Genomic DNA, 26,877 nt, shown 5'->3' with positions numbered 1-26,877 from the left:
GGGTTGGCGGCCGGAGGCAGCCGGATCAGGACTCGGCCGGGTCGGGAGATGAGGCGGGCAGCCAGTCCTGCGACCAGCGGGCGATCTCGCTGACGATCGGCTCCAGCGCGCGTCCTTTGTCCGTCAGCGAATATTCGATGCGCACGGGCATCTCGGGATAGACGGTCCGCAGCACGACGCCCTCGGCCTCGAGCTCCTTGAGCCGTTCGGCAAGCATCTTGCCGCTCAGCCCCGGCAGCGAGTCCTCGATGCGGGCGAACCGCTGCGGTCCCGCGAGCAGCTTGTAGACGATCAGCGTCGTCCACCGCTTGCTGAGCAGGTCGACGGCTTTTTCGAAGCGCGGGCAGAGCTCCATGTCCAGTCGGGACATTCCATCACCTCATTCGAATTCTTCTCATTATACTGCTGTTACACCTCCGTCACAAACGGCAAACAAGAAGAGCGATTGACAATCGAACGAGAACGATGGTAAGCTGAAGACATCTAAACCCGATTAAACAGGTTGGAATAATATATGATTAATAAACGAACCCGCAAAGGATGGATCGATCGATGGAAAAACAACTGATTCTGCGCCATGAAGGGCTGGAGCTCACCGCCACGCTGCATTATCCTGCCGCGTCCGCGGCCGACGAGCGCGAGCGGCAGCCCATCGTCGTCATCTGCCACGGCTTCATCGGCAGCCGGATCGGCGTCGACCGTCTGTTCGTCAAGACCGCCCGGGCGCTGGCCGCCCAGGGATCGTTCGTCCTGCGCTTCGACTACGGCGGCTGCGGCGAGAGCAGCGGCAGCTACGGGGCGCTCGGCTTCGACTCGATGATCGGCCAGACGAGGGCCGCGCTCGACTACGTGCTGGCGATGGACTGCGTCGATCCGCAGCGGGTGACGCTGCTCGGCCACAGCCTGGGCGGAGCGGTCGCCCTCCATGCCGCGGTCAAGGACAAGCGCGTCAACCGGCTCATCCTCTGGTCGGCCGTCGGCTATCCATTCAACGACATCGTCCGGCTGGTCGGCCGCAGCGGGTACGACGAGGCCGTGCTCAAGGGCTCGACCGACCACGCAGGCTACACGCTGGAGCCGAAGTTCTTCGACTCGCTGCAGCAGCATCAGCCGTTCCAGGCGGCGGTGCGCTTCGGCGGCGACGTGCTGCTCGTGCACGGCACGAGCGACGACGTCATCCCGGCCGATTACAGCTTCCTGTACCAAAAGGTGTTCTGGACGCGCGGCGACGGCCTGTGCGACAAGGAGATCCTGTTCCAGGCGGACCACACCTACTCGACCCGCGCGCATCAGGAAGAGGCGATCCGCGTCACCGTCGACTGGCTCGCCAAGCTGGAGAAGCGGCATGAGCAGTGGCTCGACTGGAGCATCTGAGCGGCTAGGGCGGAGCTGCGACGACGCCCTAAGCACGCCCTAAGGCTTGTATTTGCCGGGGCTCTCGAGATCGACGCGCACCTCGGCCAGCCGCAGCGAATCGGGCTTGAGCAGCGTTTTTGCGCCGCCGTCAGTCCGCTCCTGCCATTCGCGCGGATGCTTCCGATAATAAAGCTCCTCCAGTTCGAATATATCGATCTTTCGGCTCAGAGCGCTCCGGTACGTGGAGACGATCTGGGCCTCGATCATTTTTGCCGCCGCTTCCTCCACCTCCGCCATCGGCGACTGCGTATTGCGCGTCATGAGCACGCCCTTGACATGCACGCGGGCCTCGAACGCCGGCTCGCCTTGCTCGTCCTCTTTCAGGCGCAGCTTGATCTTCGTGCGGGTGAAGCTGCCGTAGCCGTAGTCGACTCCGTCATGCACGATCTCGATCAAGTACTGCTCCATGTGCGGATTCATCCAGTGCCAGCCCTCCAGCTGGCCGATCGGCAGCCGCGTCTCGTAGGCCGCCTGGCGGAAGAAGAACGCGCCGGCAACCTTCAGCTCCGGATGCGGCTTCTCGTCCTTTTCCCAGGCGCGCTCCTCGAGCATGAGCTCTGGCACGTAGCCGTTTATGGCGGGATGCTGGAGCTCGCGCAGCAGCTTGAACAGGAACACCGGCTCGATGTCGGACTTCTGGCTGTAGCTCGCTTCGGGCGAATGCAGCAGCGTCGTCGTGTTGGACAGGTTGAAGAAGGACTTGGTGATGAAGATGTCGTCGAGCTTATGGCGCGTGCCGAACATCCAGACGTTCATGCGGCTCTCCGGATACCCGGCGATCAGCTCGGAAATATCCCGGCTCGACATCGCTTTAAGCGCGCCTTCGGTCAGCAGCAGCGCCGACACATGCGAGAAGTCCATAGGCTGCTGCGAGCTGTTCATCAGCTTGGCATTGGCGTCGCCGATGCTTTTCCCCGATCCGTGTCCGGTCCAGATCGGAATCTGCTTTCCGCTCACAGTGCCGGTTTCCGACTTCGATTCGCCGGCGAAATCGAGCATCTGCACGTACATCGTGTAGATGCCGTCTTTATAGTCGATGCCGATCGCTTTCAGATACAGCTCGTTGTTCGTCTTCGATCCTTTGCAGCCCGCCAGCAGCAAGAGCAGCGCGGCGGCTGCGATCAGGCGCAGGCGGCGCATGGAGCAATCACCTCATTTCAACGGTTTCTGCACGCGGAGCGCTTCCGCCCGGCGAGGGCGCTTGCGGAACGGCAGGATGAACAGTCCCGGCAGCAGGTCGCGGAGCTGGATCGGCGAGATCGGGGTCAGGTACGGCACGCCGAACGATTGGATCCGCGTCAGATAGACGAGCACGCTGATCGTCGAGATCATGAAGCCGAAGAAGCCGAGCGCCGAGCTGGACGCATACACATAGAACCGAATGAGCGTCACGGCGCCGGTCAGCGACTGGTTGACCAGCGTGGAGCCGGCGACGAACGTCATGGCCGCCATGACGATCATGACCGGGGAGATCAGTCCGGCCCGGACGGCCGCATCCCCGATGATGAGGCCGCCGACGACCGTCAGCGTCTGCCCGATCGCCCCGGCAGCCGCGCGCCGGCCTCTCGGAAGATCTCGATCAGCAGCAGCGCGAGGAACATCTCCTCGATTGACGACAGCGGCAAGCCGAGGCGCGAGTTCATGATCGTCGCCAGCAGGTTGAACGGAATCTGGTCGACGTGGTAGACCGCCAGGGCGATGTAGAGGCCCGGCAGGAAGCAGGTGACGAGCAGGCAGACGTAGCGCAGCAGCCGGGTGAAGTTCACGAAGAAATAGTTCTGCTGCGCATCCTCGGCGGACTTCATCAGCAGGAACAGGTTCGCCGGCGCGATGATCGCCGTCGGATTGCCGTCGAGCAGGATGACGGCTCGTCCGGCCGCCAGGCATTGCACGGCGAAGTCCGGCCGGCCCGTATAGGACGTCCGGGGCAGGAGCGACCAGGAGCGGTCGACGAGCAGATCCTGCAGATGGCGCGTCGAAACGATGTCGTCGGCGTCGATGCCGGACAGCTTGTCGCGGATCGCATCGACGAGCTGCGGATTGGCGATGTCCGCCTCATACAGGAGCGCGGCCTTCGTGCCGGAGCGCGTGCCGACGCAGAGCTGCTCGCAGCGCAGGCCCGGCGTGCGGAGCCGGTAGCGGATGAGCGCCGTATTCGTATGCAGCTGCTCGACGAAGCCGTCCTTCGGGCCGCGCACCGACACCTCCGTCGCGGCCTCGGACGGAGAGTGGCCCGGCACCGTTCCGGCCGACATCGACCAGGCACGCTGCTGCTCGTCGCAGAACAGGATCGCATTGGCCTCGAAGATCATCCGGCAGATGTAATCGCGCCAGGTGATCGTATGGGGCGCCTCCTTCGAGATCCGGGGCAGCTTCAGCTCCTGCCACGCGCCCATGTTGCCCGGCCGCGCGCTCGCCGCTTCCTCCGGCGCCAGCGCGGGCACGCCGGCGCGCGCCTGAGGCAGGACGACCTTTTGCAGCAGCATCGGATCGGCCATCGCGCTGCAGTAGACGAGCGTCAGCTTCAGCGGACGAGCTCCGGAGGGAGGTCCCGGCTCCGGCAGCCCGCGCGGCGGCTTCTCCGCCTCGTCGACTTCGTCCGGCGCCTCGCTGGCTTGCGCCTCTGCTCCCGGTCTAGCGCGCTCTGCCTCTACTTCGATGTCCAGGAGGGAGACGTCGTCGCTGCCTTGGAGCCACTGGCGCAGCTGCTCCCGGCCGGGCAGGCGCTCGCCTTCGCTGCCGCCGTTGCCGGCGCTGTTGCCGGCGCTGCCGCCGTTGCCGCAAGCCGTCGCCGTTCCCGCCGCCCGGTTGGCGTTCGGCTTCTTCATCCCGGCTCCGCCTCCTTTCCGGCCGTCGGCAGCGGAGAGCGCCAGCGCAGGAGGATGGCGAGCAGCGCGGTGAGCGCCGGGACGAAGGCGATGAAGACGGGGTACTGGTACTCGATCAGGAAGAAAAAGAGCTCCGAATCGGTGACCTTCGAGCTGGAGAACGCGGTGACGACCGCCGCCATGCCGACGAAGAAGATCGTCAGCCCGCGTCGGCCCCGCACCGGGCCGAGCCGCGCGGACAAGTAGAAGAGCAGCGAGATGCGGGCGAACGTGCTGGAGACGCGCTGCACGATCGCGAACAGATCGATATGCTCGATCGTGGGGCCGAGCGAGATCACCTTCCAGATCTCGAGCACCGGGCTGCGCAGCTTGAACGCCTGGTCGGAGCCGAAGACGCAGATCGAGACGACGACGGGAATGAGCTGCAGCCAGCACAGGAACAGGACCAGAAGGGCGAACTGGTACCAGCGGAACCGGCCTTTGACATGCTGCTGCACGAACAGGACGAGCCAGATCTCCAGCATCGCCGCCGCCGCGAGCGGCATGCCCTTCAGCGCCGGGCTGATGCCGTTCTCCAAGATCGGCAGCAGCATCCGGCTGTCCATGTTCGGCCAGTTCAGCATCAGCAGCAGCGAGTCGAGGATGACCGCGATCGGGACGAGGATGACGCAGGCATAGGCGATCGAGCGGAGCCCGCCGGATGCGGTCCAGGCGCAGAGCGCCGCTGTCGCTCCCGCGATGATCCAGACCGGCGTATGGCTCATGTAGCTGTGGATGGCGATATGCGCCGTTTCCCAGGAAAGGGTGGAGGCCTGGAGGAGCAGCAGGACGACGACGAGCGCGCGCATCGTCCAGGAGGCGGCCCGGCCGAACCGGTCCGACAGCCATTGCTCGATCGGCACGCCGTTCAGCTTGCGGATGACGTAGCAAAGGAGGCCGCACCAGAGCAGCATGGGCGGCAGGGCGAGCAGGATCGCGACCCAGGAGTCGCTTCCCGATCGGGAAAAGATGAACGGCGGAACGAGGATGTTCGCTACGCCTCCGCTGCTCAGCAGCAGCATGATGATGCATGTCCAGACGCTGATCCGGTTTGAGATCGGCATGGGATTCCGTGCCTCCTTTCGCGCATGCCTGGGGTCGCTCGGGCGACGCCGGCCCATGCGGCTAGTATGGATCGGCGCAGGCATTGCTATCCGCTGGAGGAAGGTTCTTGCAGGATGGAAGCGCCTCCCGGGCGGGGGCGAAAAAGGTTCCCAAGCGCATCCGGCTGGTCTATGATGGAAACGGAGGGGATGAATGCATGTCTGGAACCATGACCGGTAAATGGCTTCTGATGGCGGCCGCGGCGTCGATGCTGCTCTCCGCCTGCTCGCAAAAGGCCGACGCTCCCGTCGAGACGGCCGGCCCGCCGAGCGTGACCGCCTTGCCGACCGCTTCGCCGAGTCCGGCGCCGTCCGCAGCTCCCGCCTTCACGGCGCCGCTCACGGGAGAAGCGCTGCAGGGGCCGATCGACAGCCGGCCGTATCTGGTGATGATCAACAATCACGCCAAGGCGAGGCCGCAGTCGGGGCTGGGCTCGGCGGACCTGCTGTACGAGGTGCTCGCGGAAGGCGAGATCACGCGTTTCCTGGCCGTCTTCCAGAGCCGCGCCTTCGACGGGGCGATCGGCCCGGTGCGCAGCATCCGGCCGTACTTCATCGACGTCGGCAAAAGCCAGGACGCGATCCTGATCCATTCCGGCGGCAGTCCGGACGGCTATGCGATGCTGTCGCGGGAGAAGCTCGACCATATGGACGAGATTACGAATGCAGGGGCTTACTTCTGGAGGGACAAGTCCAGGAAGGCTCCGCATAATCTGTACACGAGCCTCGAGAAGCTGGCGGCCGGCGCCGCCAAGAAGAAATTCGAGACCGCCCAGACGGGCGCGGTGCGCACGCTGCCGTTCGTCTCCGATCTGCAGCAGGCGCCGCCCGGCAGTCCGTCGTCGGGACTTGAGGTCACGTTCCTGCTCCAGTCGTACAAGGTGTCGTACCGCTACGATGCGGAGTCGCTGACGTACAAGCGCTCGATCAACGGCGAGCCGCATGTCGACCTGAACGACGGCAAGCAGCTGGAGGCGGCCAACGTCGTCGTGCTCGAGGCGCCCCACCGCGTGCTGGACGATGTCGGCCGGCGGGAGGTCGATCTGGATCGCGGAGGCCGGGCGAAGCTGTTCCAGCGCGGCCAGGCGAGAGACATTCAGTGGAAGAGGAGCGGCACGGACGATCCGATCCGGTTCTACGACTCGGAGACGGAGGCTCCGCTGTACCCGGGCCAGACCCATGTGCTGATCGTGCCCGACAAGCCGGGTCTCGAGCAGCGGCTCGCGGTGCTGCCTTAGGCTCCAGCAACGAACCTTCGGCCCTGCCTTGACGGCAGGGTCTTTTCGCGCGTTTTGGGCAAAATGAACCAGGGCGAAAATTCGACAAAATTCGATTTTTCGAGGCGCTGGCGTTTACAAATCCTTTACACCACCCGGATGAACTGTGATAAGATAAGTGGGGCCTGAAAAGGGCTGTCTAACCATTTTTTTGAAAGCAAAGGGGACGAACATGGCTAAGAAGAATATCTTCTTCAAAACGCTGGAGGAAATGGCGGATTCGATTGTCGAAAGCGTGGAGTATTTCGCGCGCGGGGTGGACGACCTGTCGAATGTCGGCGAGTTCGCCAAGGCGATGAAAGAATACGAGAGCCAATGCGACCGCTATACCCATACGATCATCATCGAGCTCAACAAGACGTTCATCACGCCGATCGAGCGCGAGGACATCATGGCGCTGACGACCGCGCTTGACGACGTCGTCGACGAGATCGAGGCTTGCGCGTCGCGCTTCGAGATGTACCAGGTGACGGACAAGGACGAGTACATCCGCCTGTTCGCCGACAACCTCGTGCGCTGCGCCCACCAGGTCAAAAACGCGATCTATCTGCTCACGCAGAAGAAGCTGCTGGCGATCCGCGAGCCGAACATCGCGATCAACGAGCTGGAGAACCAGGCCGACGACCTGCTGCGCGTGAGCATCAAGGCGCTGTTCGCGAACCAGAAGGATCCGATCGAGCTGATCAAGCGCAAAGAGCTGTACGAAATGCTCGAAAAGACGACGGATTACTTCGAGGACGTCGCCAACACGCTTGAAACGATCATCATGCGCAACAGCTAAGGACAGGAGACGACCTGAACGATGGATACAGTATTGATAATTATGGCGGTCGTCGTGTTCCTGGCGCTGGCGTTCGACTTCATCAACGGCTTCCATGACACGGCCAACGCCATCGCGACCTCGGTGTCGACGCGGGCGCTCAAGCCGCGCGTCGCCATCCTGCTGGCGGCGACGATGAACTTCGTCGGAGCGCTCAGCTTCACCGGCGTCGCCAAGATGATCGGCGGCGGCATCGCCGATCCGACCACGCTGCAGCACGGCGAGGAGATCGTCATCGCGGCGCTGCTCGGAGCGATCATCTGGAACCTGATCACCTGGTGGTTCGGCATCCCGTCCTCCTCGTCGCATGCGCTCATCGGCGGCCTGTCCGGAGCGGTCATCGCTTCGGCCGGATTCGGCGCGATTAACGGCAGCGGCTTCTCGGACATCATCAAGGCGCTCATCTTCTCGCCGATCATCGCGTTTGTCGTCGGCTATCTGCTGATGACGCTGCTCAAGCTGGTGTTCGCCAGGTCGAGCCCGCATCAGATCAACAAGGGCTTCCGCACCGGACAGATCATGACCGCGGCGTTCCAGTCGTTCACGCACGGCACCAACGACGCGCAAAAGGCGATGGGCATCATCACCTTCGCGCTCGTGTCGGCCGGACTACAAGACAACATGGACGTGCCGCTCTGGGTCAAGCTGTCCGCGGCGACGGCGATGGCGCTCGGCACCTCGGTCGGCGGCTGGAAGATCATCAAGACGATGGGCACGAAGATTTTCAAGATCGAGCCGATCAACGGCTTCGCCGCCGATCTCGGCGCCGCCTCCGTCATCCTGACGGCGACGATGCTGTATTTCCCGGTCAGCACGACCCATACGATCACGTCCTCGCTGCTCGGCGTCGGCAGCGCGAAGCGCTTCTCTGGCGTGAAGTGGGGCATGGCCGGACGGATCGTCGTCTCCTGGGTCATCACGATTCCGATCTCCATGGGCTTGGCCGCGCTGATCTACCAGATCATCGAGTGGCTGTTCCTGTAGCGTTCGTCCCCTTTTCAAGTCGAAGCCCGCTTCTCCCTTCACCGAGGGAAAGCGGGCTTTTTTCGTCCTATTCTTCTTGCTTCGGCCTGCGGCGCTTGGCCCCCGGACGCCGCTTGGCGCCGGTGCGGCGCTTGCGGCTGCGGCCGCGGCCGCCCTTGGCATAGCCGCCTCCGCCGGTGCGGCGCTTCTTGCTTTTCGTCCGCTTCTTCTTCGGCGGCGACCATTCGTCGTCCTCCAGATCGACCATCTTGGACTTGTCGGAGCCTTTCTTGCTGCCGAAGGTGCCCATCATCACCTTGACGAGCGGAGCCATCTGCTGCACGCTGCCGATGATTTTCTGCGCCTTGGTCATCGTGCCGAGGATGCCGTCGAGGCCCCCGATCCGATCGACGAAGCCCTTGAGCTCGGTCAGCTTGTCGAGAGAGAACAGGCTGCCCTTCTTTTCCGTCTCTGCCGCTGCCGCAGCAGGCAGAGCGGCGCCTTCCAGCGTCGCCAGCGGGCCAATCGACGGCGCCGGACCGGGCGGCATCAGCGAGGGCGGCGGGGCGAACAGCGACTGAGCGGGAAGCTGATTATAAGGGAACCCTTCGCCGAGACCGGGAAAGATGCTTCCCTGCGCCGGGACGGCAGGCGTATTGCGCTGCGGCATAGGCGGGTAATAGGAAGGATAGTTCGGATTCACTTGGCTTTCACATCCTTGTGGGATTGCGGAGGGCGAACTCCGCGTTTGTTCCAGTGTATGGCCTAAAGCGGCGTTTGGGTTGGACGTTCGCCCGGTTTTTGCCGAAAAACCCAGTCGGGGACTGGCACGGGCGGCGGGAGGACAGGGCGCCGCGGAGGAACGATCGGGACGCCGCGGCCGGCTGCGGCGCGCGTCGGCCTTCCTCGCCTCGTCGATAGGCACACTTGAGACGGAAGCACCGGAGCAGAGTTCGTTCGACCTATCGTGATGTGCGCGAGGAGAGGACGGTTACGGGCAGCATGAATTTTGAGGTAGCATAAAATGTAGGTCCGTAGTAAAATAGGTGCGCGTCCCATCCGTGACGGCCGCAAACTCATGTACGCGTCCAGTGGACATCGTCCTAGCCGCGCCTCGTTGAAGGAGGCTGAACCGATCCGACGGGCATTCTGCCCGCCATCCGAAGAGAGCGCTTGCAAAAAACATCGCTCCTCTAAAGCGTGAACACGGTGATAGTTGTATTCTCTAGCGCAGCAATATAAAATGGAATGTAGGATTATTTCACAGGGGTGAAGTTGATGCAGCTCAAGAAGCTGAACGATAAAGCGATCGACCAATTATTCGAAGCGGTCCTCACGCTCAAGAGCGTCGAGGAATGCTATATTTTCTTCGATGATCTTTGCACGGTGAACGAGGTTCAATCCCTCTCCCAGCGGCTCGAGGTGGCGCGCATGCTCGGCAAGGGCAGCACGTACAACCAGATCGAGGCCGAGACGGGAGCGAGCACGGCGACGATCTCCCGCGTCAAGCGCTGCCTCAATTACGGCAACGACGGCTACAAGATGACGCTGGACCGTCTGAACCGCTGATGGACAGAGAGCCGCTGCGTCCCGGCATCCTCGTCATCAGCCATGGCTCGCGCGACCCCGGGTGGGTGGCGCTCGTCGACGAGGCCGTAGCGGCCGCGGCGCAAACGATTACGCAAGCGACCGGCCCTGTGCCGGTCCTTTCGTCGTTTCTGGAGATCGTAGAGGGACGGCTGATCCAGGACGGCATCGACGAGCTGCTCGCGCTCGGCGTGAGTGATCTGTTCGTCCTGCCGCTGTTCGTCTCTTCCGGCAGCACGCATGTCGACGACATCATGCAGGCGTTCGGCCAGCCTCCGGCGGGCCTGCGCGAGGGCGAGCTCGAGCCGCTGCGCACAGGCGAAGCTCGCATCCATCCCGGCGTTCCGATCGACGACGAGCCGGAGATCGCCGAGCTGCTGCTGCGGCAGGCCCGGGAGCTCTCGCGCGATCCGGCCCGGGAGGCGCTGCTCGTCGTCGGACACGGCTCGATCGAGCCGGTATTCCACGAGCGCTGGCGCAGCAGCCTGCAGCGGCTCGGCGAGCGGCTGCGGGAGGGCGGAGGCTTCGCCCGCGCCGAGACCGCGATGCTGCTGCCGGACGAGGCGGCCGACCGGCTGCGCGAGATGCGGAGCCGGCGGCCCGAGGAGACCGTGATCGTCGTGCCGGCGTTTCTTAGTCAAGGATTTTTCACATCGACCGTGATTCCATCGAGGCTCGGCGAGTTAGAATATGAATATGACGGCCGGGCGATGCTGCCGGACGCGGCGGTGCCGCGCTGGCTGGCGCGCCAGGCGCTGCAGTGGATGCAGCGGATGCGACAAGCAGGAGGATGAGAGAAGGCATGACGAGCGGATACAAGAGAGCGCGGCTGATCTACAACCCGACGTCCGGACGCGAGGAGATGAAAAGGCGGCTCGGCGAGATTTTGACGCTGCTGGAGCGGGGCGGCATCGAGACGAGCACGCATGCGACCTGCGGCGAAGGCGACGCGTCGGTGGCCGCCGCCGATGCCGCGGACCGCGGCTTCGACATGATCATCGCGGCCGGCGGCGACGGCACGCTGTACGAGGTCATCAACGGCCTCGGCGAAAAGCCCAACCGCCCTCCGCTCGGCATCCTGCCCGTCGGCACGACCAACGACTTCGCGCGGGCGCTCGGCATCCCGCGCAACCTGGAGTACGCGTGCGAGCTCATCACCCGCCAGTACAGCCGCCCGATCGACGTCGGCCGCGCCGGCAAGAAGTATTTCATCAACATCGCCGGCGGCGGCTCGCTCACCGAGCTCACCTACGAGGTGCCGAGCAAGCTCAAGACGATGATCGGGCAGCTCGCCTATTATATGAAGGGTCTCGAGAAGATGACCCGCCTGCGGCCGATGGAGCTGCGCATCGAGGGCGACGGCATCGAGGACATCCACGAGGAGATCATGCTGTTCCTCATCTGCAACAGCAACTCCGTCGGAGGCTTCGAGAAGCTCGCCCCGGCGGCGACGCTCGACGACGGCCTGTTCGAGGTGCTCGTGCTCAAGAAGTGCAACCTGGCCGAGTTCATCCGCATCGTCACGCTCGCGCTGCGCGGCGAGCATTTCAACGACTCGCACATCCTGCACTTCAAGACGAACCGCCTCACCGTCACGACGCCGGACTACGCCCAGCTCAACCTCGACGGCGAGTACGGCGGCACGCTGCCGTGCACGTTCACCGTGCTGCCCTCGCATCTGAACATCTTCGTCGACGAGGAAGGGAAGACGCATTATTGAGGCGGCGCTGGCTTCGGGCGCGGCACAGCTAGGCAGCTGGGCGGCTCCGCCCGCCGGCTTCGCCGAGTCCGGCGAAGCCGCTGAGTCCGGCGAGTCCGCCGAGTCGGCTGAGTCCGTCGAATCCGCTGAGTCCTGCGAGTCGGCTGATTCCGCCGGCTTCGCCGGCTCTCTGCGGCGCAGAACGCAGGCGCAGTTGAACCGGCCATAGTTCTTGAGCTTGAGCTGTTAGCGCCTGCGGTCTAACGACGAGTCAGCTCGTTAGAAGCCCCTTTTGAGGGAACGCCGATTTCTTACGACTCCTGAGCTTGTTAGACGCGTGCGGAAGCCCGTTTTTCCCATTTTCAACCCTAATTCGTCACTCTAACAGCATCATTCGTCGTTAAAATGGGAAGAGCTCGAAAAAGGGGCCGCTAACGACACCACGAATCATTAGCACCATGAAAGCTCGAAGCTCGACTCCAATTTCAACGGCTTGCACGCGTCCTCGCCTCCTTAGGCGCCGGGCTGCCTGCAAGCCTTTACTACGCATAGAGAACGGATGAATGAATGATGAAACCTACCGTACCGGTCGGAAAGAACGAAACGGTCACGCTCGACATCACCGGCCTGACGCATGAAGGCGAGGGCGTCGGCCGCGCCGACGGCTTCACCCTGTTCGTGCAGGGCGCGCTGCCCGGCGAGCGCGTCAAGGCCAAGGTGCTCAAGGTCAAGAAGACGTACGGCTATGCCAAGCCGATCGAGTGGCTGCAGAGCAGTCCGGACCGCGTCGACGCGCCGTGCCCGATCTACAAGCAATGCGGCGGCTGCCAGCTGCAGCATCTCAGCTACGAGGCGCAGCTCGTCTGGAAGCGGCAGCATGTCGTCGATACGCTGGAGCGGATCGGCAAGCTGCATGTGCGGAGCGAGGGAGAGCGCGCGGCGGGAGCTGCGGCCGGCGGAGCCGGGGTTGGAGTAGGCGACGGTGGATCGAGCGCTGATGCGAGCGCAGCCGGAGCAGGCGAGAGCGGAGCGGATCGGGCGGAGGTTGGAAAAGGCGGCATCGTCGTCCATCCGACTATCGGCATGGACGAGCCGTGGCGCTACCGCAACAAGGCCCAGGTGCCGATCGGCATGGCGATGGCCGACCTGGAGAACGGCGCGGCCGGCAGCCTGATCGGCGGCTTTTACGCCCGCGGGTCGCACCGCATCGTCGACATGGACGCCTGCCTCATTCAGCATGAGCACAACGACGAGGCGGTACGCCAGGTCAAGGCGATCGGCAACCGCGTCGGCATCTCCGCTTACGACGAGGCGACCGGGCGGGGCATCCTGCGCCATGTCGTCGTGCGGACCGGCTTCGTCACCGGCGAGATGATGGTCGTGCTCGTCACGAACGGGCCGCGCATCCCGCGCGTCGAGGACTGGATCGCGGCCATCCGCGAGGCGCTGCCGCAGGTGAAGAGCATCGTGCAGAACGTCAACAAGCGGCAGACGAACGTCATCTTCGGCGACGAGACGCGCACGCTGTGGGGCAGCGACGTCATCTACGACGAGCTGGACGGCATCCGCTTCGCCATCTCGGCGCGGTCGTTCTACCAGGTCAACCCGGCGCAGACGCTGCGCTTGTACCAGTCTGCGGTCGACTATGCCGGCCTGACCGGCCGCGAGAACGTCATCGACGCCTACTGCGGCATCGGCACGATCTCGCTGTTCCTGGCTCGTCGGGCGGGGCATGTGTACGGGGTGGAGATCGTGCCGGAGGCGATCGAGGACGCGAAGCGCAACGCCGAGCTGAACGGCATCGGCAACGCCTCGTTCGAGGCGGGACCGGCCGAGGTCGTCATTCCTCGCTGGCGCTCGGAGGGCATCCGGCCCGACGTCATCGTCGTCGATCCCCCGCGCAAAGGCTGCGACGAGCAGCTGCTCGACACGATTCTGGCGATGCAGCCGGAGCGTGTTGTCTACGTGTCCTGCAACCCGGCCACTCTGGCGCGGGACCTGCAGGTGCTGGAGGCGGGCGGGTACCGGACGGTGGAAGTCCAGCCGGTGGATATGTTCCCGCATACGAGTCATGTGGAGTGCGTGGTAGGAATATGTCGGGTCGATTCCTAGAAGTCCTGAATTATCAGTATTCTGCGAAGTATGCGTCGTTTAATATTGAGGAAAACGAGTTTAGAAGTAAGACATTGAATGATAAAATCGAGGTTTCTATTGTGTTGGATTTGAAATGGGTAGACACATCTGATGACTTCTAATTGAATTTGAGAATATCCAAGAGAGCGTCCAAAAATTGGGGCGTTCTCTTTTTATATAGATACTTTTCAAAAAAGCCGATTGTCTGAACTATTGAATGTTCAGCGCAGTCGGCTTTTTTGCGTGAAAGGAGAGTTGTTGGATGAGCAAAGTAATCGCTCTCGCCAATCAGAAAGGTGGCGTCGGCAAAACGACAACAGCGGTCAACCTCGGTATTGGCTTGGCGGCGGAAGGCAAGAAGGTTCTGCTGTTGGACGCGGATGCGCAGGGCAACCTGACGGATTCGCTAGGCTTCCATGAACCGGACAGTCTATCCGTTTCACTGGCTACGATGTTGGTGAAAGGCATGACGGAGGAGCCATATGCGCCGAGGGAAGGTATTTTGCACCATCACGAAGGTATCGACCTGATGCCGGGAAACATCGAATTATCGGCAGTCGAAGTGGCGCTCGTCAATACGATGAGCAGGGAAACGATTATGCGATCATACATCGATTCCGTAAAAGCAGATTACGATTTTATCGTGATCGACTGTATGCCGAGCTTGGGCATGATGACGATCAACGCATTGGCAGCGGCGGATAGCGTCATTATCCCGGTACAGGCGCACTACCTGCCCGCCAAAGGCATGACGCAGCTTTTGCAGACGGTTGCCCGCGTTCGGCGGCAAATTAATCCGAAGCTGGCTGTGGATGGTGTGCTGCTCACGATGGTAGACAGCCGAACCAATTTCGCCAAAGACATTTCTTTCGTGTTGCGTCGGGATTATGGGGATAAGCTGCGTGTATTCAATACAGAAATCCCCCTGTCCATCCGCGCGGCAGAAACTAGCGCCAAGGGCAAGAGCATTTTTGCCCACGATCCGAACGGACAGGTTGCTAAAGCCTACGCTGCACTTACGAAGGAGGTGCAGGATATTGGCAGCGAAAGAAGATCGGCTCGCCAGCATAAAACTGACCAAAGTCGATGATTTATTCTCGACTGAGGCAAGCCGCAACGATTCGCAACGGGAAAAGGTGATGGATATTCCATTGGCTGAAATTAGTGAATTTCCCGGTCATCCCTTTAAGGTAAGGGCGGATGAAGCGATGTTAGAAATGGCGGATAGTGTCAAGCAGTATGGTGTCCTTGTTCCCGGCTTAGTTCGGCCAAAGGCAGGCGGTGGATACGAGATGGTATCCGGCCATCGTCGAAAGAAGGCAAGCGAATTGGCTGGTATGGAAACAATTCCTTGTCTCGTTCGCGAGTTGGATGACGATCAAGCGACGATCATCATGGTGGATAGCAACCTGCAACGGGAGTATATTTCTCCGAGTGAAAAAGCTTTTGCCTACAAAATGAAATTGGAAGCTATGAACAGACAAGGACAACGAACAGATTTAACTCGTTCCCAAGTTGGGAACAAGTCTGCTGCAAAGAAATCAAGCGAGATATTAGCAGAACAGATGGGCGAAAGCAAAAACCAAATATTTAGATACGTTCGCCTAACCGAACTCACTCCTCCCATTCTCGAAATGGTAGACGACAAACGGATTGCCTTTAATCCTGCCGTTGAGTTATCTTACTTGGCCGAGAAAGAACAGCAAGCCCTATTCGAGACCATGCAGGCCGAGGACTGCACGCCTTCACTTGCTCAGGCTCAGCGTATGAAAAAGATGAGTCAAGAAGGCAGGCTGAATACAGATGTCATTTACACCATACTGACGGAGGAAAAGCCGAATCAGAAAGAAAAAATGAGTATTCAGCGAGAACGAATCGACCGCTTTTTCCCACGAGATTTCTCGGAAAAACAAAAGGAAGACCTAATCGTGCAACTGCTGGAAAACTGGTACAAAAGGCGGCAAAGGGAGCACGAACGGTAATTCCCCCGTTGCCGCCCTGTTCATGCGCCCTTTCCTCTGACGGAGAGCTTTTTTTATGCCCATTTTCGGGGAGGAGGTCATCAATGGACTTTACGAAAGGAAAACGGCGTCAGTATGAACGTCTGATGAAAGAAAAGCCGGGTTTTGCGCGTAGTAGGCCATCCGAGGAGGAAGAAGCACAACTGCGCAAGCAGGCTCAGGTAGCCGAAGGCTGGCACAAGAAACGTGACCACAAAATGAACCGGGAGGGCTGACGATGGAGCAAGAGAAACGAATGGCCGGTGACTACGAAGTCTATCAAGCGCTGCCCATTGGCAGGGTGGAGGTTGTTTTAGGCATCGACATCACGAATACCGAAAAGCCCTATTTGGTTTGCTACTGCTCGCAGAATAATTTGTTTGGCATCGATCAGTATTTCGGTGCAGAAGGATATGCGGATTACCTGGTCGCAATGCAGGAATTTACCAAGCTATTGCAATGGGAAATCGAGAAACTCCAGACCGAGCGCGCTACGATCACGGAGCCGATGCCTCCCATTCAACCCGACCAATGCCTGCCCATCAAAAGTGACGATGATCTCGGCGGCAGAATTGTTGTGACCCGTTTGGATTGGTTGCGGCCGGAATTTCGCACGACAGACCATCAGTTGATTTGGGTAACGGGAGGCTTCGGTGCCTCCGGGAACTCACGTGGGCGGGCGGTCTATGCGGAAACCCTCTATTCCGGCGATGAATACCGCTATAACCGGGAAGACCTGATGGGGTTCCTGAAGCCGGAGCATACGCCCACATGGGCGGCCGAGAAGCTGGCACAACGACAAGCGGAGCAAGCCCCATCAAAGCCGCGTCCGCGAGGCGAAGCGCGTTAAGAGAAGCGCAAGGTATCTTCTATATAAATGAAAGGAGATCGTGAACGATGTCATGGACGTATCGACACCGCAAGACGCTCATCATGGGAGCCATCGCGATCAGCGTGGCGCTTCTGGTAGCAGCGGCCTTGTATATGCTGATGCAGCACACTGATCAGCAGCAAAAGCAGCAACAAATGAAAGAGGAGTATGAGCGGCAGATTCAGCAATTGAGAAAGGAGGAGCAGCAAAACAGCCGAAATGTCTGGACGACTGCAAAAACAATACCGGCAGGCGTCTCGCTCAAAGCGGATGACCTCAAGGCTGTTCCGATGCCCGTCAGTTTGGTTCCTCCGGGCGTCATCACCGACCGGGAAAGCATCATCGGCAAAAACGCCAAAATCGAGCTTGCACCAGGAACGCCGCTGCTTTCCTCTTTATTGTACGAAGGGCAGCCCATTCCGAAGGATTTGCGCATACAGGAGTTTCAGGTCATTCAGCTTCCCTCTAATCTCAAGCCTAACCAATATATAGACGTTCGCATCGGCTTTCCAACCGGCGAGGACTTTGTTCTCTTATCTAAAAAGAAGGTACAGGAGCTGTCCGGTACGGTTGTATGGCTGGAACTGAATGAGATGGACATCCTCCAAACGTCCAGCGCTATTATTGATGCGTACTTGCAGGGAGCGCGGTTGTATGCCCTCCCGTACATCGAGCCGGGCTTACAGGAAGCGGCTGTGGTCAACTATCCGGCCAATCAGAAGGTATTGAACCTGATGGCGGTTGATCCCAATCTGCTCGAAACCGCAAAAATCGAACTTGCCCGTGCGTTGCGTCAAACGCTGGATGGCAATTTGAAGGCGGTCAGCGACTCGGACAAGCTTCGCGTCACCAGCGGTAGTGTAACCGTGCAGCAGCAGTTGCAAAACGAACGGATGACGACGCGGCAGGCTAATGCCATGAGCGGAACACAGCCAGTAGGCACACCGCAGTCTGGAGAATCAGCAGTTTCGACGAATGGTCCGCAGCCTAGCGTGAGTGATGCTGCTGGAGCAGCAGCTACGCAATCTCCGAAAAATCAACAGACGCCCCCTCCTGCCGTTTCGCCGTCGCAGCCATCGGGTATGCCTCCTGCAACCGAAGCGCCTCCGGCAAGCGAAGATAAGTGGGAAAATATCTTCAATCAATGAGGAGTGCGGATATGAAAAAAATTGTTTTTATCGGCGTAGCGGATAAGACGCATGCTTTGTTGGTGCTTGGCCGCTTACTTGTGTCGTTGGGGAATAAAGTGCTGTTGGTAGATTCCACCGTCACGCAGTCGATTCGGGGTTATCTGCCGCACGCCTATGCCAATAGCGCCGTTCAGGATTATGAAGGTATGGATGTGGCCTACGGCTATCTCACTCCCGAACAGCTTGAACGAGGCTTGGCACAGGCAGGGACGACACCGGCATACGACATCATGCTGGTGGACACTGACCATACGGAATTTGTTTTCCACCACAACCTGTCCCAGTTTGATAAGCGGGTGTGGTGCTGGGATGGAAGGCGGTTATCGCTGGAGAAAAACGAGGAACTGATGATTCGTCTCGGCTTACAGAACACGGAAGAGCCTGTCTCGTTTTTCGAGTTGCTCTCCCCTGACATACCGGGAAAGTTGGCAGCGTGGCGAGCCGAAAAGCGGTTGCGGCATATCCAGTTGGAGGTTACGGTGTTTCGCTTCCCTTTGGACGAACGCGATGCAGCCGTCGATTTGAACAATCAACACCACGGCCGCATCGACCTTCGCGGGCTGACCGGGGCGTTTCGCGAGATGCTGCTGACGATGCTGGAGCAGCTTGGCGATTTCGACCGCAAGACAGCGCGACGAGCCTGGGCAATCGCTCGTAAACGGGTGCGGGTGTGGTAGAAAGGAGAACGTTTATGGGAGCTACCGTTGTATTTTGGAGTCCTGTATCCGGTCAGGCCGGGACAACGACTAATCTGCTCGCCGCGGCGACGTGCATGGGTTTGGAATATTCGGCGCGATTGCTGTTGCTTGGGCATTTGCTAAGCAGTTACTCTGCTGTCGAACGAGCCTATTATCGACCTGCCGGAAGAGAGGACATGCATACCCCGGACACGGGAATTGATGCGCTCTTGCGTCTGCTGAAAAACCGCAAGCTGGAGCCTGTCATGCTGCGTGACTATGCCCATCCGTTGCTGCGGGATCGCCTGGATATTTTGCACGGCTCCATCAAGCAAGAGGATATCTTTATCGAAACGGCAAAAGAATGGCTCACACCGCTGCTTGCGGTTGCCCGCCGCGCTTACGATGTAGTGCTGTTGGATGGGGGGAGCGGCAGCGGGTCGGCTTGGGACGAAATGCTGCGGCGGCAGGCCGACGTATGGGTCGTCTGCCTGCCGCAAAACCGTCTCCTTCTAGAGCGATTTTTTCAATCGGCAGAAGCAGCGATGCTTCAAGGCCGAAGAACGCTGCTCGTGTTCGGACAGTACGACCCTTATTCGACGCTCACTTCTAAAAATCTCATGCGTCAATTCCGTATAGGACCGACCGTGTACCCTGTTGCACATAATACAGGCTGGATGGATGCGGCACAGCATGGAGAAGCGAATCCTTTCTGGTTTCGCAACAGGAAGATAGCAAGCGGTCACGAGAACCACCTGTTCGTGCAGCAGGTGCGACGATTGGCGCAGGCTGTGATCGACAGCGCAGGCGCAAGACAGCCCCTTTTCGGAGGGAAGGAGGGCGACACGCCATGACGGCTATGCTCAATGCCTTCATCCTGATCGCGCTCTTGTTGCTTTCAATCTTCTTCCTTTATTTGCGCCTGAGCCGACGATTGCCGGAACGGACGGACGACACATCGGTATATACGCTGGAAGCGATGACCACTTTCGTAAAAGCAACGCTACACGAGTTAACCAGCAGCAACCTGGCCGACTTCGGTTTGTCGGAGGAAGAATACCGCCGCCGAAAAAGCAAACGGGCGGAGCTGAAAAAGGCGCTGCGGGGCTGCACCTCCGGTGATCTGCGGGACAAGGAATACGTCAAGGAGATCATTGCCGACCTGCTCGCGCAGCGCTATGAACTGGACGATGCGCATTTGAACCTCCTGCTGCCTTTTCATCAGCCGGAGTCCCTCTCCGCGCAAGACCAGTTTGATATTCTGCTTTACACATATAAAAAGGAAGCCGGGCTTCATGCGCTCGACCGGCTCGTTCAAACCTATGAATGGGATCGGCAAAGACGAAACGAGGAAGGCCAGCTTGAAACGTACCGGATTACGGTGGAGGATATTCGTAGCGTCTTCGCCCGTGAAGCGCCGCGTTTGACGACGGACGATAAGCTCCAGCTTGTCGTCCAGCGGATTTATCAGCATTACAAGGGATTCAGCGTCGTGGACGAGCTGCGCGACATGCGTGTGGACGGTGTATCCGGGGGCGTATCTGGTCTGCCGCCGCTCATGTGGGAGGGCGAATGGTCGCTGGAGGAGGACGCACAGCTTCAGTTGCTGCCCCGTTCGCATGACAGCGTATGGCTGTTTTACAAGGGGAAGTCCATTCACCTGAGCTTCTTGTCCTTCGGCTCCGAGCAGGAACTGCGGCGCGTTTGCCAGATCATCTATAAGCACAATTTTCCCGGCCAGTTGTCCGAGGCGAACGGATTTAAGGTCAATGAAATGGCAGACGGCTCCCGCGTCGTCGTGCTGCGCCCCCGATTCAGTGAATCGTGGGCTTTTTTTGTGCGCAAATTCGACGTGCAAAGCGCGACGCTAGAGCAGTTGATTCAGGACGAAGGCGCGGATTTGCCGATTGGCCTCATTCGTTACTTGGTATCGGGTGCGCGGATCACCGCGATTACCGGTGCGCAGGGCAGCGGCAAAACAACGCTGCTTATGGCGATGGTGCGCCATATTCCAGAAGTGCTGCCCATCCGGGTACAGGAAATGAGCTTTGAGCTTCAATTGCGCAAAATTTATCCAGAACGCAACATCGTCAGCCTGCGCGAAACCGAGACGATTTCCGGTCAACAGGGGCTGGACATCCAGAAGAAGACGGACGGCTCTGTCAATATTTTGGGCGAGGTAGCGACCGACCCGGTCGCCGCTTGGATGGTTCAGATGGCACAGGTGGCGTCATTATTCACCTTGTTCACGCATCACGCCAAAACCTTCCGTGACCTTGTGCTGTCTCTCCGCAATTCCTTGTTGAAAACAAAGGTGTTTACGAACGAGCGTGTGGCGGAGCAGCAGGTCGTCAGCGTCGTCAACTTCGATATTCACCTCCGCCGCGACCTGGACGGACGGCGCTATATCGAGCGCATTACGGAATGTGTCCCAGTGCCGCAGGAGACGGCGTACCCGGAAGCCTTTCGCGGGAAAATGACAAAGGACGAACGGATGGCAGCCTTTATGGAAACGACGCTCGAATACTTCCGCCGCTCGACGGATCGTCCGCTGTACACCGCCCGAAATCTCGTTGAATGCCGCGACGGCCGTTACGTTGCCGTTCATCCCCTGTCCGAGCAAAGTCGCTGCGAGATTGCGGAATACTTGGGCGGCCCCGATCAGGCCGTCTTTGATGCGTTTCTGGCATCCCATTGGGGGGATGAGACTTGATTCGGGAATGGCTCTCCCCTCTGCTCGGCATCGCAACCGTGCTCTTTCTTGCCGCTGTCGCGGCCTTCCTGTGGCTGTCCCGGCGTGATTCGGAGGTGGCGGCAGTCCGGCGCTACGAAGCGCTGCGTAAGCCGGGGCAAGCGCCTCGCAAGCAGGCGGTTTACAGTTTCATGCAGCAGCTATACAGCGTTTGCGAGCAGATGCCGGTTTTAAGGATGTACTTGCAGCACCTTCGCAGGCGATTGGTCATCCTGCGGCTCGGGGACGAATGGAAGCTGCGGCTTGAGGTGATGAAATCGGCGCTCTTGATGTGGCTTGTCCTGTTTTTGGCCGCGATTCCGCTTGTTTTGGCGGTGCGCGACCCTTACACGCTGGCGATGCTCGGCATTGGTCTTTGGGTCGGCCACGGCATCCTCTCGGATATGGGTGTTTATCGGCTCGAAATGCGGCTGCTGCGACAACTTCGTCTGTTTCTTGGGGATGTGAGACATCATTACCATCGTCACGGGATGGTGGATGAAGCCGTCTATGAATCGGCTGACAGCGCGCCGTATGAAATGGCGCTGCACGGGCAAGAGCTGTTCGACATGCTGACGGACAGCGACGCCGAAGATAAACTGGCGCAATATGTGGAGCATGCCCCTAATCGCTATTTGCAGGGCTTTGCGGGATTGTCGTATCTCATCAAAGAGCATGGCGATCAGCAAACGGAAAGCGGTTCGGTCTACCTCAAGGGACTGGAAAAGCTGTCCATCGAACTGAATCTGGAATTGCTGCGTCGCGAGCGTCTCAGCTTCTTATTACAGGGGCTGACCGTTATCGCGCTGCTGCCGCTGCTGTTTACCCGTCCGATTGAAGCCTGGGCCAGCCACTTTTTTCCGGCAATGGACACGTTCTACGCCAGCGCTTTCGGTTGGGCCGCCAAACTCTGTCTGCTTGTCGTCGTGTGGCTTTGCTACGAGCTGCTGCGCAACCTGTCGGAGCTGGATGCGACCGCAAGGCCCACCACCACCAGCCGAAAAAGATGGGAGCAACGGGTCTATGGCTGGCCGTGGGTGCGCTGGCTGGCCCACCGGCTGGGGCCGGTTTCAGGCTCGCGAGAAGCGGAACGGATAACCCGGCTGCTCAAGGATACAACCTCTCCCTTACGTCTCGAATGGTTTTACGTGCAGCGGATCGTGGCCGGGTTCGCAGCCTTTTTGGCGGTGCTGGGCTTATTCGTGTCCTTGCATGCAGCGGAGCGGCATCAGGTGCTGTATGCACCTGTGAAGCCGGGAACACTTTTCGGGCAGTTGTCCCCGGAGGAGGAAACGAAGGCACGGGAAGCCGCCGCGCTGGATCGCAGGATGCTCGATCAATTAAAGGAGGTGAGGCCGCGAAGCGAAAATAGCGTCATCAGCCTGCTGCGCAAGGACCCGGCTGCACAGGTCAAGGAGGATCAGCTTCGAGAGGCGGCGCGGCGCATCCTGGGCAAGCTGGAGAAGCTGAATCAGCCTTTTCTGGCGTGGTGGGAAGCGTTTTTGGCTTTCGCCGCAGGATGGGGTGGGTACACGCTGCCAGTTGGTATTCGACTGTTCCAGCGGCGTATGCGGCAGATGGAGATGAAACACGAGGTGGATCAGTTGCAGGCCGTGATTGCCATGCTCGCCGGGATGGATGGGATGTCGGTTGAACAGCTTTTGCTATGGATGGAGCAGTTCGCCCGCGTCTTCAAGGAGCCACTGCAATCCTGCCTTCTTCACTTTGAGCAGGGTGAGGAGCAGGCGCTTGCGCAGCTCAAAGAAGATGCACCGTTTCTGCCCTTTGTTCGGATCGTGGAAAAGCTGGAAATGGCTTCGCAGCATTTGACGATCCGGCAGGCATTCGACGATCTCGAAGCAGAGCAGGCGTTTGCGCGGGAGCAGCGCAAGCAGGAGTATGAACAGTTAATTGAACAAAAGGCAGGCTGGGGCCGCTGGATCGGGTTTGCCCCCTTGATGATACTGATATTCGGGTATTTGGTCATTCCGCTTGTCGTCGTCAGCCTGCGCCAGATGACCGTGTACTACGATCAGCTTCAACGCATCCAGTAACCCATACAGACGCTTTCCTTTATCAGCGGGAAGGCGTTTTTTTTATCCCCCCAATCAAAGGAGAGAATTGTACATGTCCAATGCGCAGAAGGCACTTGTCATGGCAGCAGGAATCTTCCTTGCCATCGCACTCATTACACTGGCTGTCGTGCTGTTTATTTCCGCCCAGGATTCGACCAAGGCGGCTCAAAGCAATTTTAGCAATATCCAGACGGAACTTTCACAAACGGCGTTTACGGTGTATGACAATACGACGCTTTCGGGCAGTCAGGTTGTAAACGCGCTTCGCAAGTTCCGCGATCAGGACCAATTTGGCATCCAGATCGTTACCGGCAAAAACCCGACCGGTCAGTGGTACGGCAAGGTTGTCAATACCGGTGTGCCTCTGGATAGCGTCACCTACGGCGCAATCGTCGGAGCCGCACCCGGCCAGATTAGCCAGACCGTAGACGAAGCGGACATCAACTACGTTAATCCAAGCGGCAAGTTCCGCAGCACGCTGGTGCTGGACAGCAGCAATGTCATTCGCGGCATCATCTTCCGGCAGCAATAAGGTCGGATGAAGTTACGAAAGCGTCCGGCCCAGGTTGGACGCTTTCGTCATGAAGGAGGTGTAACGCATGAACTATGCGCCAAGAACGATGCTGGAGATGAGCGCAGCATTGCTCGTTTTCCTCATGGCCGCAGGAAGCGGTCTGATTTTGTTTCAGACCGGTGCCTCACTCAATTCGCTCGCCTATGTAACCGGCCAATCGCAGGACCACAACTTGCAGCAAATCGCTGTACCGCTCTCGGGCGACGGTTCGGTATCCGGTGCGGAAGTGCTGCAAGCTATCGCTCGCCTAGATGAAGGTGATGCGGAAATGGTGGTAGACGGCATTCGGTTCGCGCCGCCGCTGGAACGAGAGCAGCTCTCGTCCGCTGGCATACGTCTGAAGGGGCGTTATCAGCCCGCCTATGAACGTGACGTTTCTGGTCACTTGCAGCGCCTGACACTAAGGAGCCTGCCATGAACAGTTTGATCAAAATTTTCGCCGTATTGATCGCTGTTCTGCTGCTCTATCTCTACCCGCTCACTGCCGCCTTTGACCAGCAGGACGATATTTCGGAACTGGTTGCCTTGCGCGCGACGACAGCCTTCGTCGATGCGGTTCGGGACAAAGGCGGCATCACGCCAACGATGTACAACGATTTCATGACCGCGCTTGCGGCGACCGGCAATAGCTTTGACGTTCAGATGGAACATGACAGCAAGAAGTATGTACCAGTTTACGACGATCCGACACGGCCCGAAACCTTTAAGGGGAACTACGAGGTACAGTACGATGCGTTTTTCAATGCGCAGATCCTGCCGGTGCTGTTCCCCGACAATCGGGCAGCAAAGGATGACCCAACCCGTCGTTATCGGATGCGTGCGGGTGACAGCTTCTCGGTGATTGTGCGCAATACGAACCGAACGGCAGGCACGCTGCTCTTCGATTTTCTGAATAATACCATCAGCCCGAATGAAAAAATCGTGATTCCGTATGGCGGGGGGGTGCGCAATGAAATGGATTGAATGGGCTATCGTCGGCGCGCTGTTGTTTCTTCCCTTCGCGATCGTCAACCGGGATGAGACGGATACCCTGAGACGGATGGTGCTGACGGAGATGAGATACGATGCTGCGCTGGATGCGGCGGTAGACGACGCCGCGAGGTTGCTCGTCGTTAACGCAAGCCAGCAGCAGGAAGCGCAATATGCCTCGGCCAAACATGTCGCGCTGAACAAGGAAGAAGTACTAGCGGCGTTCTACCGGACGCTGGACGCGGGCTTGGGCGCTGCGGATGATCCGGTGTCGCAAGGTGTCCTGCATCGCTACATTCCGGCTATCGTGATCGTCGGGTACGACGGCTTTTACGTCTATTCCGAGCAAGAATGGACGGGGACTGACGGAAAAACCGTCATGAAACCGGCTTGGGGAACGAAGAAGCCTTATGCGTATTCCGATTCGGCGGGTAACAGCCTTTCCTTTACGCTCGACCAACAGGTACTCGCTTACGATGCGGCCAGCCGAAGCTGGCATGAGGGCTTGCGGCAGGACATCCGGCAGGAAACGACGATTCCGCTTTTGCAGGATGCTGCGCTCTTCGAGCAGGTAAGACGAAGCACGATTGTCCGGGCGATCCAGGACGAGTTGGCCTACCGGATCAATCGATATAACGAAACAGTCTCTCGTAATGGCCTGTCCTACACGTTCACCCTGCCTCTGATCTCCGATGAGGACTGGCACAATACGGTGGATGATGTGGGCGTTTTGGCTTTTGTACAAGGTATCCCGATGGGAGCAAAGGTGTACAACAACTATGCGCTTGGCGGTAGCCGCATCGTGAAGCGTCCAACGATCATCGGGGCCAGGAAAGGCAGTATGAAGGTGTACTACCGCAGTTCCTGCGGTTACACCTATCAGGCCGAAGAAACGTTTGCCAGCGAGCAAGCAGCCGCGCGCAAGGGATATATGCCCCTCCCTTGCCTCGGCTCGGCCTTCTAGCAGGAACGTATGCCTATTTACTCATGTGAGCGATGGCAGTCGGAATAGAAGCAAAGGAGTTCATCAATCATGTGGATTCGACTGTTGCTGGCGGCAATCGTTTTTTGGATAGCCGCCGGATTTACAAACCCTATGGATGGGCAGCAACTGGTCATCAGTGGGGATTCCGACCCGATCAATCCGGAGTTGGGCGCTTATGTCGAGGATATAGTACCTGGCGATAAGCGTGAGTACACGGTTCACGTCACGAATCCCACTGATGAGGAAATAACAGCGCTGCTCTTTGCGGCCGATGCCATGCCCGCATTGAGCGGCGGTAAGGATTTTACTTTACCGAGCGATCCCGATACCGGTTCGGCTGCATGGTACAGGGCGCCGGATCGCAGTATAACCCTCAACGCTGGCGAGACGCAAAGCTTTACAATGGAAATGCAGATACCTGAAAGTGTGGAGCCGGGCCAGTACGTATCTGTCATCGGCGTCTACGATCAAAGTATGAGGGAATCGGCGGCGCGTAAAATCGGGCTGCAGGTCGTCCTCAACTACAAGTTGGACGAGGCGAAGCCTCCTGAGGCTGTCCCGCACGCAGCCGTATACACGCTGGAGAACGGAAAAGCGAGCCTGACGATTTTGCTGGTCAATGAAGGCGATAGCTTGTCCGAACCGGAGATCGAGGTGCGGCTCAAACGGCAGGACGATGCCAGCGAGCTTTTGTTTAAAAAGGAAATCAACGGTTGATTCCATTTATGCAGGCACGGTCGCACAGTACATGGCGGAGTTAAACAGGCCGCTTTCTCCCGGTTCTTACATGGCGGAAGTAAAGACGACGCTGGGTGACCGCACAGAACAGAAGGATTTCCCTTTTGAAGTAACGGGCGGTCGGACTATGCCATCAGGAACCGTGATTCAGGCTACTGGGGACGTTTCTCCGCTTCATGAAGGTTCATTTGGCTTGCGCTCA

26 protein-coding genes and 1 pseudogene are annotated in these 26,877 nt (G+C 59.2%); 22 read left to right on the top strand and 5 right to left on the bottom strand.

Annotation, left to right across the window (positions count from 1 at the left end; genetic code table 11):
• Positions 1 to 25 precede the first annotated feature (25 nt).
• Positions 26 to 370 carry a winged helix-turn-helix transcriptional regulator gene (locus tag NYE40_RS20795; protein ID WP_028598694.1) on the bottom strand — a complete coding sequence of 115 codons (345 nt, stop codon included), beginning with the start codon at positions 368 to 370 and terminating at the stop codon, positions 26 to 28.
• A 182-nt stretch (positions 371 to 552) separates the two neighbouring features.
• Here NYE40_RS20795 and NYE40_RS20790 point away from each other — a divergent pair, with 182 nt between their 5' ends.
• Complete coding sequence (locus NYE40_RS20790) at positions 553 to 1,374, top strand: alpha/beta fold hydrolase (RefSeq protein WP_028598695.1); 822 nt, start codon at positions 553 to 555, stop codon at positions 1,372 to 1,374.
• Between the two features lie 39 nt (positions 1,375 to 1,413).
• On the opposite strand, the gene NYE40_RS20785 is transcribed toward NYE40_RS20790, so the two are convergent.
• The 3 genes and pseudogenes from NYE40_RS20785 to NYE40_RS20775 form a co-directional block, all read right to left on the bottom strand.
• A complete protein-coding gene (locus NYE40_RS20785; protein ID WP_028598696.1) occupies positions 1,414 to 2,556 on the bottom strand; it encodes a Ger(x)C family spore germination C-terminal domain-containing protein in 1,143 nt (380 codons plus the stop codon).
• A gap of 12 nt (positions 2,557 to 2,568) precedes the next feature.
• Positions 2,569 to 3,902: pseudogene (locus tag NYE40_RS20780) on the bottom strand (spore germination protein).
• 338 nt (positions 3,903 to 4,240) lie between these two features.
• Positions 4,241 to 5,347: a GerAB/ArcD/ProY family transporter gene (locus NYE40_RS20775; protein WP_028598697.1), complete on the bottom strand. Its 1,107-nt coding sequence runs from the start codon at positions 5,345 to 5,347 to the stop codon at positions 4,241 to 4,243.
• Positions 5,348 to 5,544: 197 nt separating this feature from the next.
• Here NYE40_RS20775 and NYE40_RS20770 point away from each other — a divergent pair, with 197 nt between their 5' ends.
• From NYE40_RS20770 to NYE40_RS20760, 3 genes are all read left to right on the top strand, one after another.
• Positions 5,545 to 6,624 carry a DUF3048 domain-containing protein gene (locus tag NYE40_RS20770; RefSeq protein ID WP_028598698.1) on the top strand — a complete coding sequence of 360 codons (1,080 nt, stop codon included), beginning with the start codon at positions 5,545 to 5,547 and terminating at the stop codon, positions 6,622 to 6,624.
• 211 nt (positions 6,625 to 6,835) lie between these two features.
• Positions 6,836 to 7,444, top strand: a complete 609-nt coding sequence (locus NYE40_RS20765) for a DUF47 family protein (RefSeq protein ID WP_043111216.1) — start codon at positions 6,836 to 6,838, stop codon at positions 7,442 to 7,444.
• Positions 7,445 to 7,465: 21 nt separating this feature from the next.
• Positions 7,466 to 8,467 (top strand): inorganic phosphate transporter, encoded by a 1,002-nt coding sequence (locus NYE40_RS20760; RefSeq protein WP_339278889.1) that lies wholly within the window; start codon positions 7,466 to 7,468, stop codon positions 8,465 to 8,467.
• Positions 8,468 to 8,534: 67 nt separating this feature from the next.
• Here NYE40_RS20760 and NYE40_RS20755 read toward each other — a convergent pair whose 3' ends face one another.
• Positions 8,535 to 9,149 carry a hypothetical protein gene (locus NYE40_RS20755; RefSeq protein WP_339278888.1) on the bottom strand — a complete coding sequence of 205 codons (615 nt, stop codon included), beginning with the start codon at positions 9,147 to 9,149 and terminating at the stop codon, positions 8,535 to 8,537.
• Positions 9,150 to 9,724: 575 nt separating this feature from the next.
• Here NYE40_RS20755 and NYE40_RS20750 point away from each other — a divergent pair.
• The 18 genes from NYE40_RS20750 (at position 9,725) to NYE40_RS20665 (ending at position 26,654) form a co-directional block, all read left to right on the top strand.
• On the top strand, positions 9,725 to 10,015 hold the full coding sequence (locus NYE40_RS20750; RefSeq protein WP_028598701.1) for a YerC/YecD family TrpR-related protein: 291 nt from the start codon (positions 9,725 to 9,727) through the stop codon (positions 10,013 to 10,015).
• On the top strand, positions 10,015 to 10,827 hold the full coding sequence (locus NYE40_RS20745) for a CbiX/SirB N-terminal domain-containing protein (protein ID WP_339278887.1): 813 nt from the start codon (positions 10,015 to 10,017) through the stop codon (positions 10,825 to 10,827). The genes NYE40_RS20750 and NYE40_RS20745 overlap by 1 nt, the downstream gene beginning before the upstream one ends.
• 8 nt (positions 10,828 to 10,835) lie before the next feature.
• Positions 10,836 to 11,753: a diacylglycerol kinase gene (locus tag NYE40_RS20740; RefSeq protein WP_028598703.1), complete on the top strand. Its 918-nt coding sequence runs from the start codon at positions 10,836 to 10,838 to the stop codon at positions 11,751 to 11,753.
• A 546-nt stretch (positions 11,754 to 12,299) separates the two neighbouring features.
• Positions 12,300 to 13,844 carry a 23S rRNA (uracil(1939)-C(5))-methyltransferase RlmD gene (rlmD, locus tag NYE40_RS20735; protein ID WP_028598704.1) on the top strand — a complete coding sequence of 515 codons (1,545 nt, stop codon included), beginning with the start codon at positions 12,300 to 12,302 and terminating at the stop codon, positions 13,842 to 13,844.
• A gap of 283 nt (positions 13,845 to 14,127) precedes the next feature.
• Positions 14,128 to 14,955 (top strand): AAA family ATPase, encoded by an 828-nt coding sequence (locus tag NYE40_RS20730; RefSeq protein ID WP_028598705.1) that lies wholly within the window; start codon positions 14,128 to 14,130, stop codon positions 14,953 to 14,955.
• Positions 14,903 to 15,847, top strand: coding sequence for a ParB/RepB/Spo0J family partition protein (locus tag NYE40_RS20725; protein WP_028598706.1), 945 nt, complete (start codon positions 14,903 to 14,905; stop codon positions 15,845 to 15,847). The genes NYE40_RS20730 and NYE40_RS20725 overlap by 53 nt, the downstream gene beginning before the upstream one ends.
• Positions 15,848 to 15,930: 83 nt before the next feature.
• Positions 15,931 to 16,101 (top strand): hypothetical protein, encoded by a 171-nt coding sequence (locus tag NYE40_RS20720; protein WP_156876707.1) that lies wholly within the window; start codon positions 15,931 to 15,933, stop codon positions 16,099 to 16,101.
• A gap of 2 nt (positions 16,102 to 16,103) precedes the next feature.
• A complete protein-coding gene (locus NYE40_RS20715; protein WP_028598707.1) occupies positions 16,104 to 16,715 on the top strand; it encodes a hypothetical protein in 612 nt (203 codons plus the stop codon).
• Between the two features lie 47 nt (positions 16,716 to 16,762).
• Positions 16,763 to 17,884 (top strand): SAF domain-containing protein, encoded by a 1,122-nt coding sequence (locus NYE40_RS20710; protein WP_043111218.1) that lies wholly within the window; start codon positions 16,763 to 16,765, stop codon positions 17,882 to 17,884.
• 11 nt (positions 17,885 to 17,895) lie between these two features.
• On the top strand, positions 17,896 to 18,603 hold the full coding sequence (locus NYE40_RS20705; protein ID WP_028598708.1) for a hypothetical protein: 708 nt from the start codon (positions 17,896 to 17,898) through the stop codon (positions 18,601 to 18,603).
• A gap of 14 nt (positions 18,604 to 18,617) precedes the next feature.
• The gene (locus tag NYE40_RS20700; RefSeq protein ID WP_043111219.1) at positions 18,618 to 19,457 is read left to right on the top strand and encodes a hypothetical protein; all 840 of its coding nucleotides are present in this window, start codon (positions 18,618 to 18,620) and stop codon (positions 19,455 to 19,457) included.
• Positions 19,454 to 21,316 carry an ATPase, T2SS/T4P/T4SS family gene (locus NYE40_RS20695; RefSeq protein ID WP_028598710.1) on the top strand — a complete coding sequence of 621 codons (1,863 nt, stop codon included), beginning with the start codon at positions 19,454 to 19,456 and terminating at the stop codon, positions 21,314 to 21,316. Before NYE40_RS20700 ends, NYE40_RS20695 begins: the two co-directional genes overlap by 4 nt.
• Positions 21,313 to 23,388 (top strand): hypothetical protein, encoded by a 2,076-nt coding sequence (locus NYE40_RS20690; protein ID WP_028598711.1) that lies wholly within the window; start codon positions 21,313 to 21,315, stop codon positions 23,386 to 23,388. The genes NYE40_RS20695 and NYE40_RS20690 overlap by 4 nt, the downstream gene beginning before the upstream one ends.
• A 73-nt stretch (positions 23,389 to 23,461) precedes the next feature.
• Positions 23,462 to 23,941, top strand: a complete 480-nt coding sequence (locus NYE40_RS20685) for a hypothetical protein (RefSeq protein ID WP_028598712.1) — start codon at positions 23,462 to 23,464, stop codon at positions 23,939 to 23,941.
• Positions 23,942 to 24,008: 67 nt separating this feature from the next.
• On the top strand, positions 24,009 to 24,401 hold the full coding sequence (locus NYE40_RS20680; RefSeq protein WP_028598713.1) for a hypothetical protein: 393 nt from the start codon (positions 24,009 to 24,011) through the stop codon (positions 24,399 to 24,401).
• On the top strand, positions 24,398 to 24,946 hold the full coding sequence (locus tag NYE40_RS20675; protein ID WP_028598714.1) for a hypothetical protein: 549 nt from the start codon (positions 24,398 to 24,400) through the stop codon (positions 24,944 to 24,946). The genes NYE40_RS20680 and NYE40_RS20675 overlap by 4 nt, the downstream gene beginning before the upstream one ends.
• Positions 24,933 to 25,916, top strand: coding sequence for a hypothetical protein (locus NYE40_RS20670; protein ID WP_328148326.1), 984 nt, complete (start codon positions 24,933 to 24,935; stop codon positions 25,914 to 25,916). The genes NYE40_RS20675 and NYE40_RS20670 overlap by 14 nt, the downstream gene beginning before the upstream one ends.
• Positions 25,917 to 25,985: 69 nt before the next feature.
• Positions 25,986 to 26,654: a DUF916 domain-containing protein gene (locus tag NYE40_RS20665; RefSeq protein WP_101808198.1), complete on the top strand. Its 669-nt coding sequence runs from the start codon at positions 25,986 to 25,988 to the stop codon at positions 26,652 to 26,654.
• Positions 26,655 to 26,877: the final 223 nt, after the last annotated feature.

Source organism: Paenibacillus sp. FSL W8-1187, assembly GCF_037965485.1.
In the GTDB taxonomy this organism is placed as follows: domain Bacteria; phylum Bacillota; class Bacilli; order Paenibacillales; family Paenibacillaceae; genus Paenibacillus_O; species Paenibacillus_O pasadenensis.
This window is presented reverse-complemented; position numbering and strand designations above follow the sequence as displayed.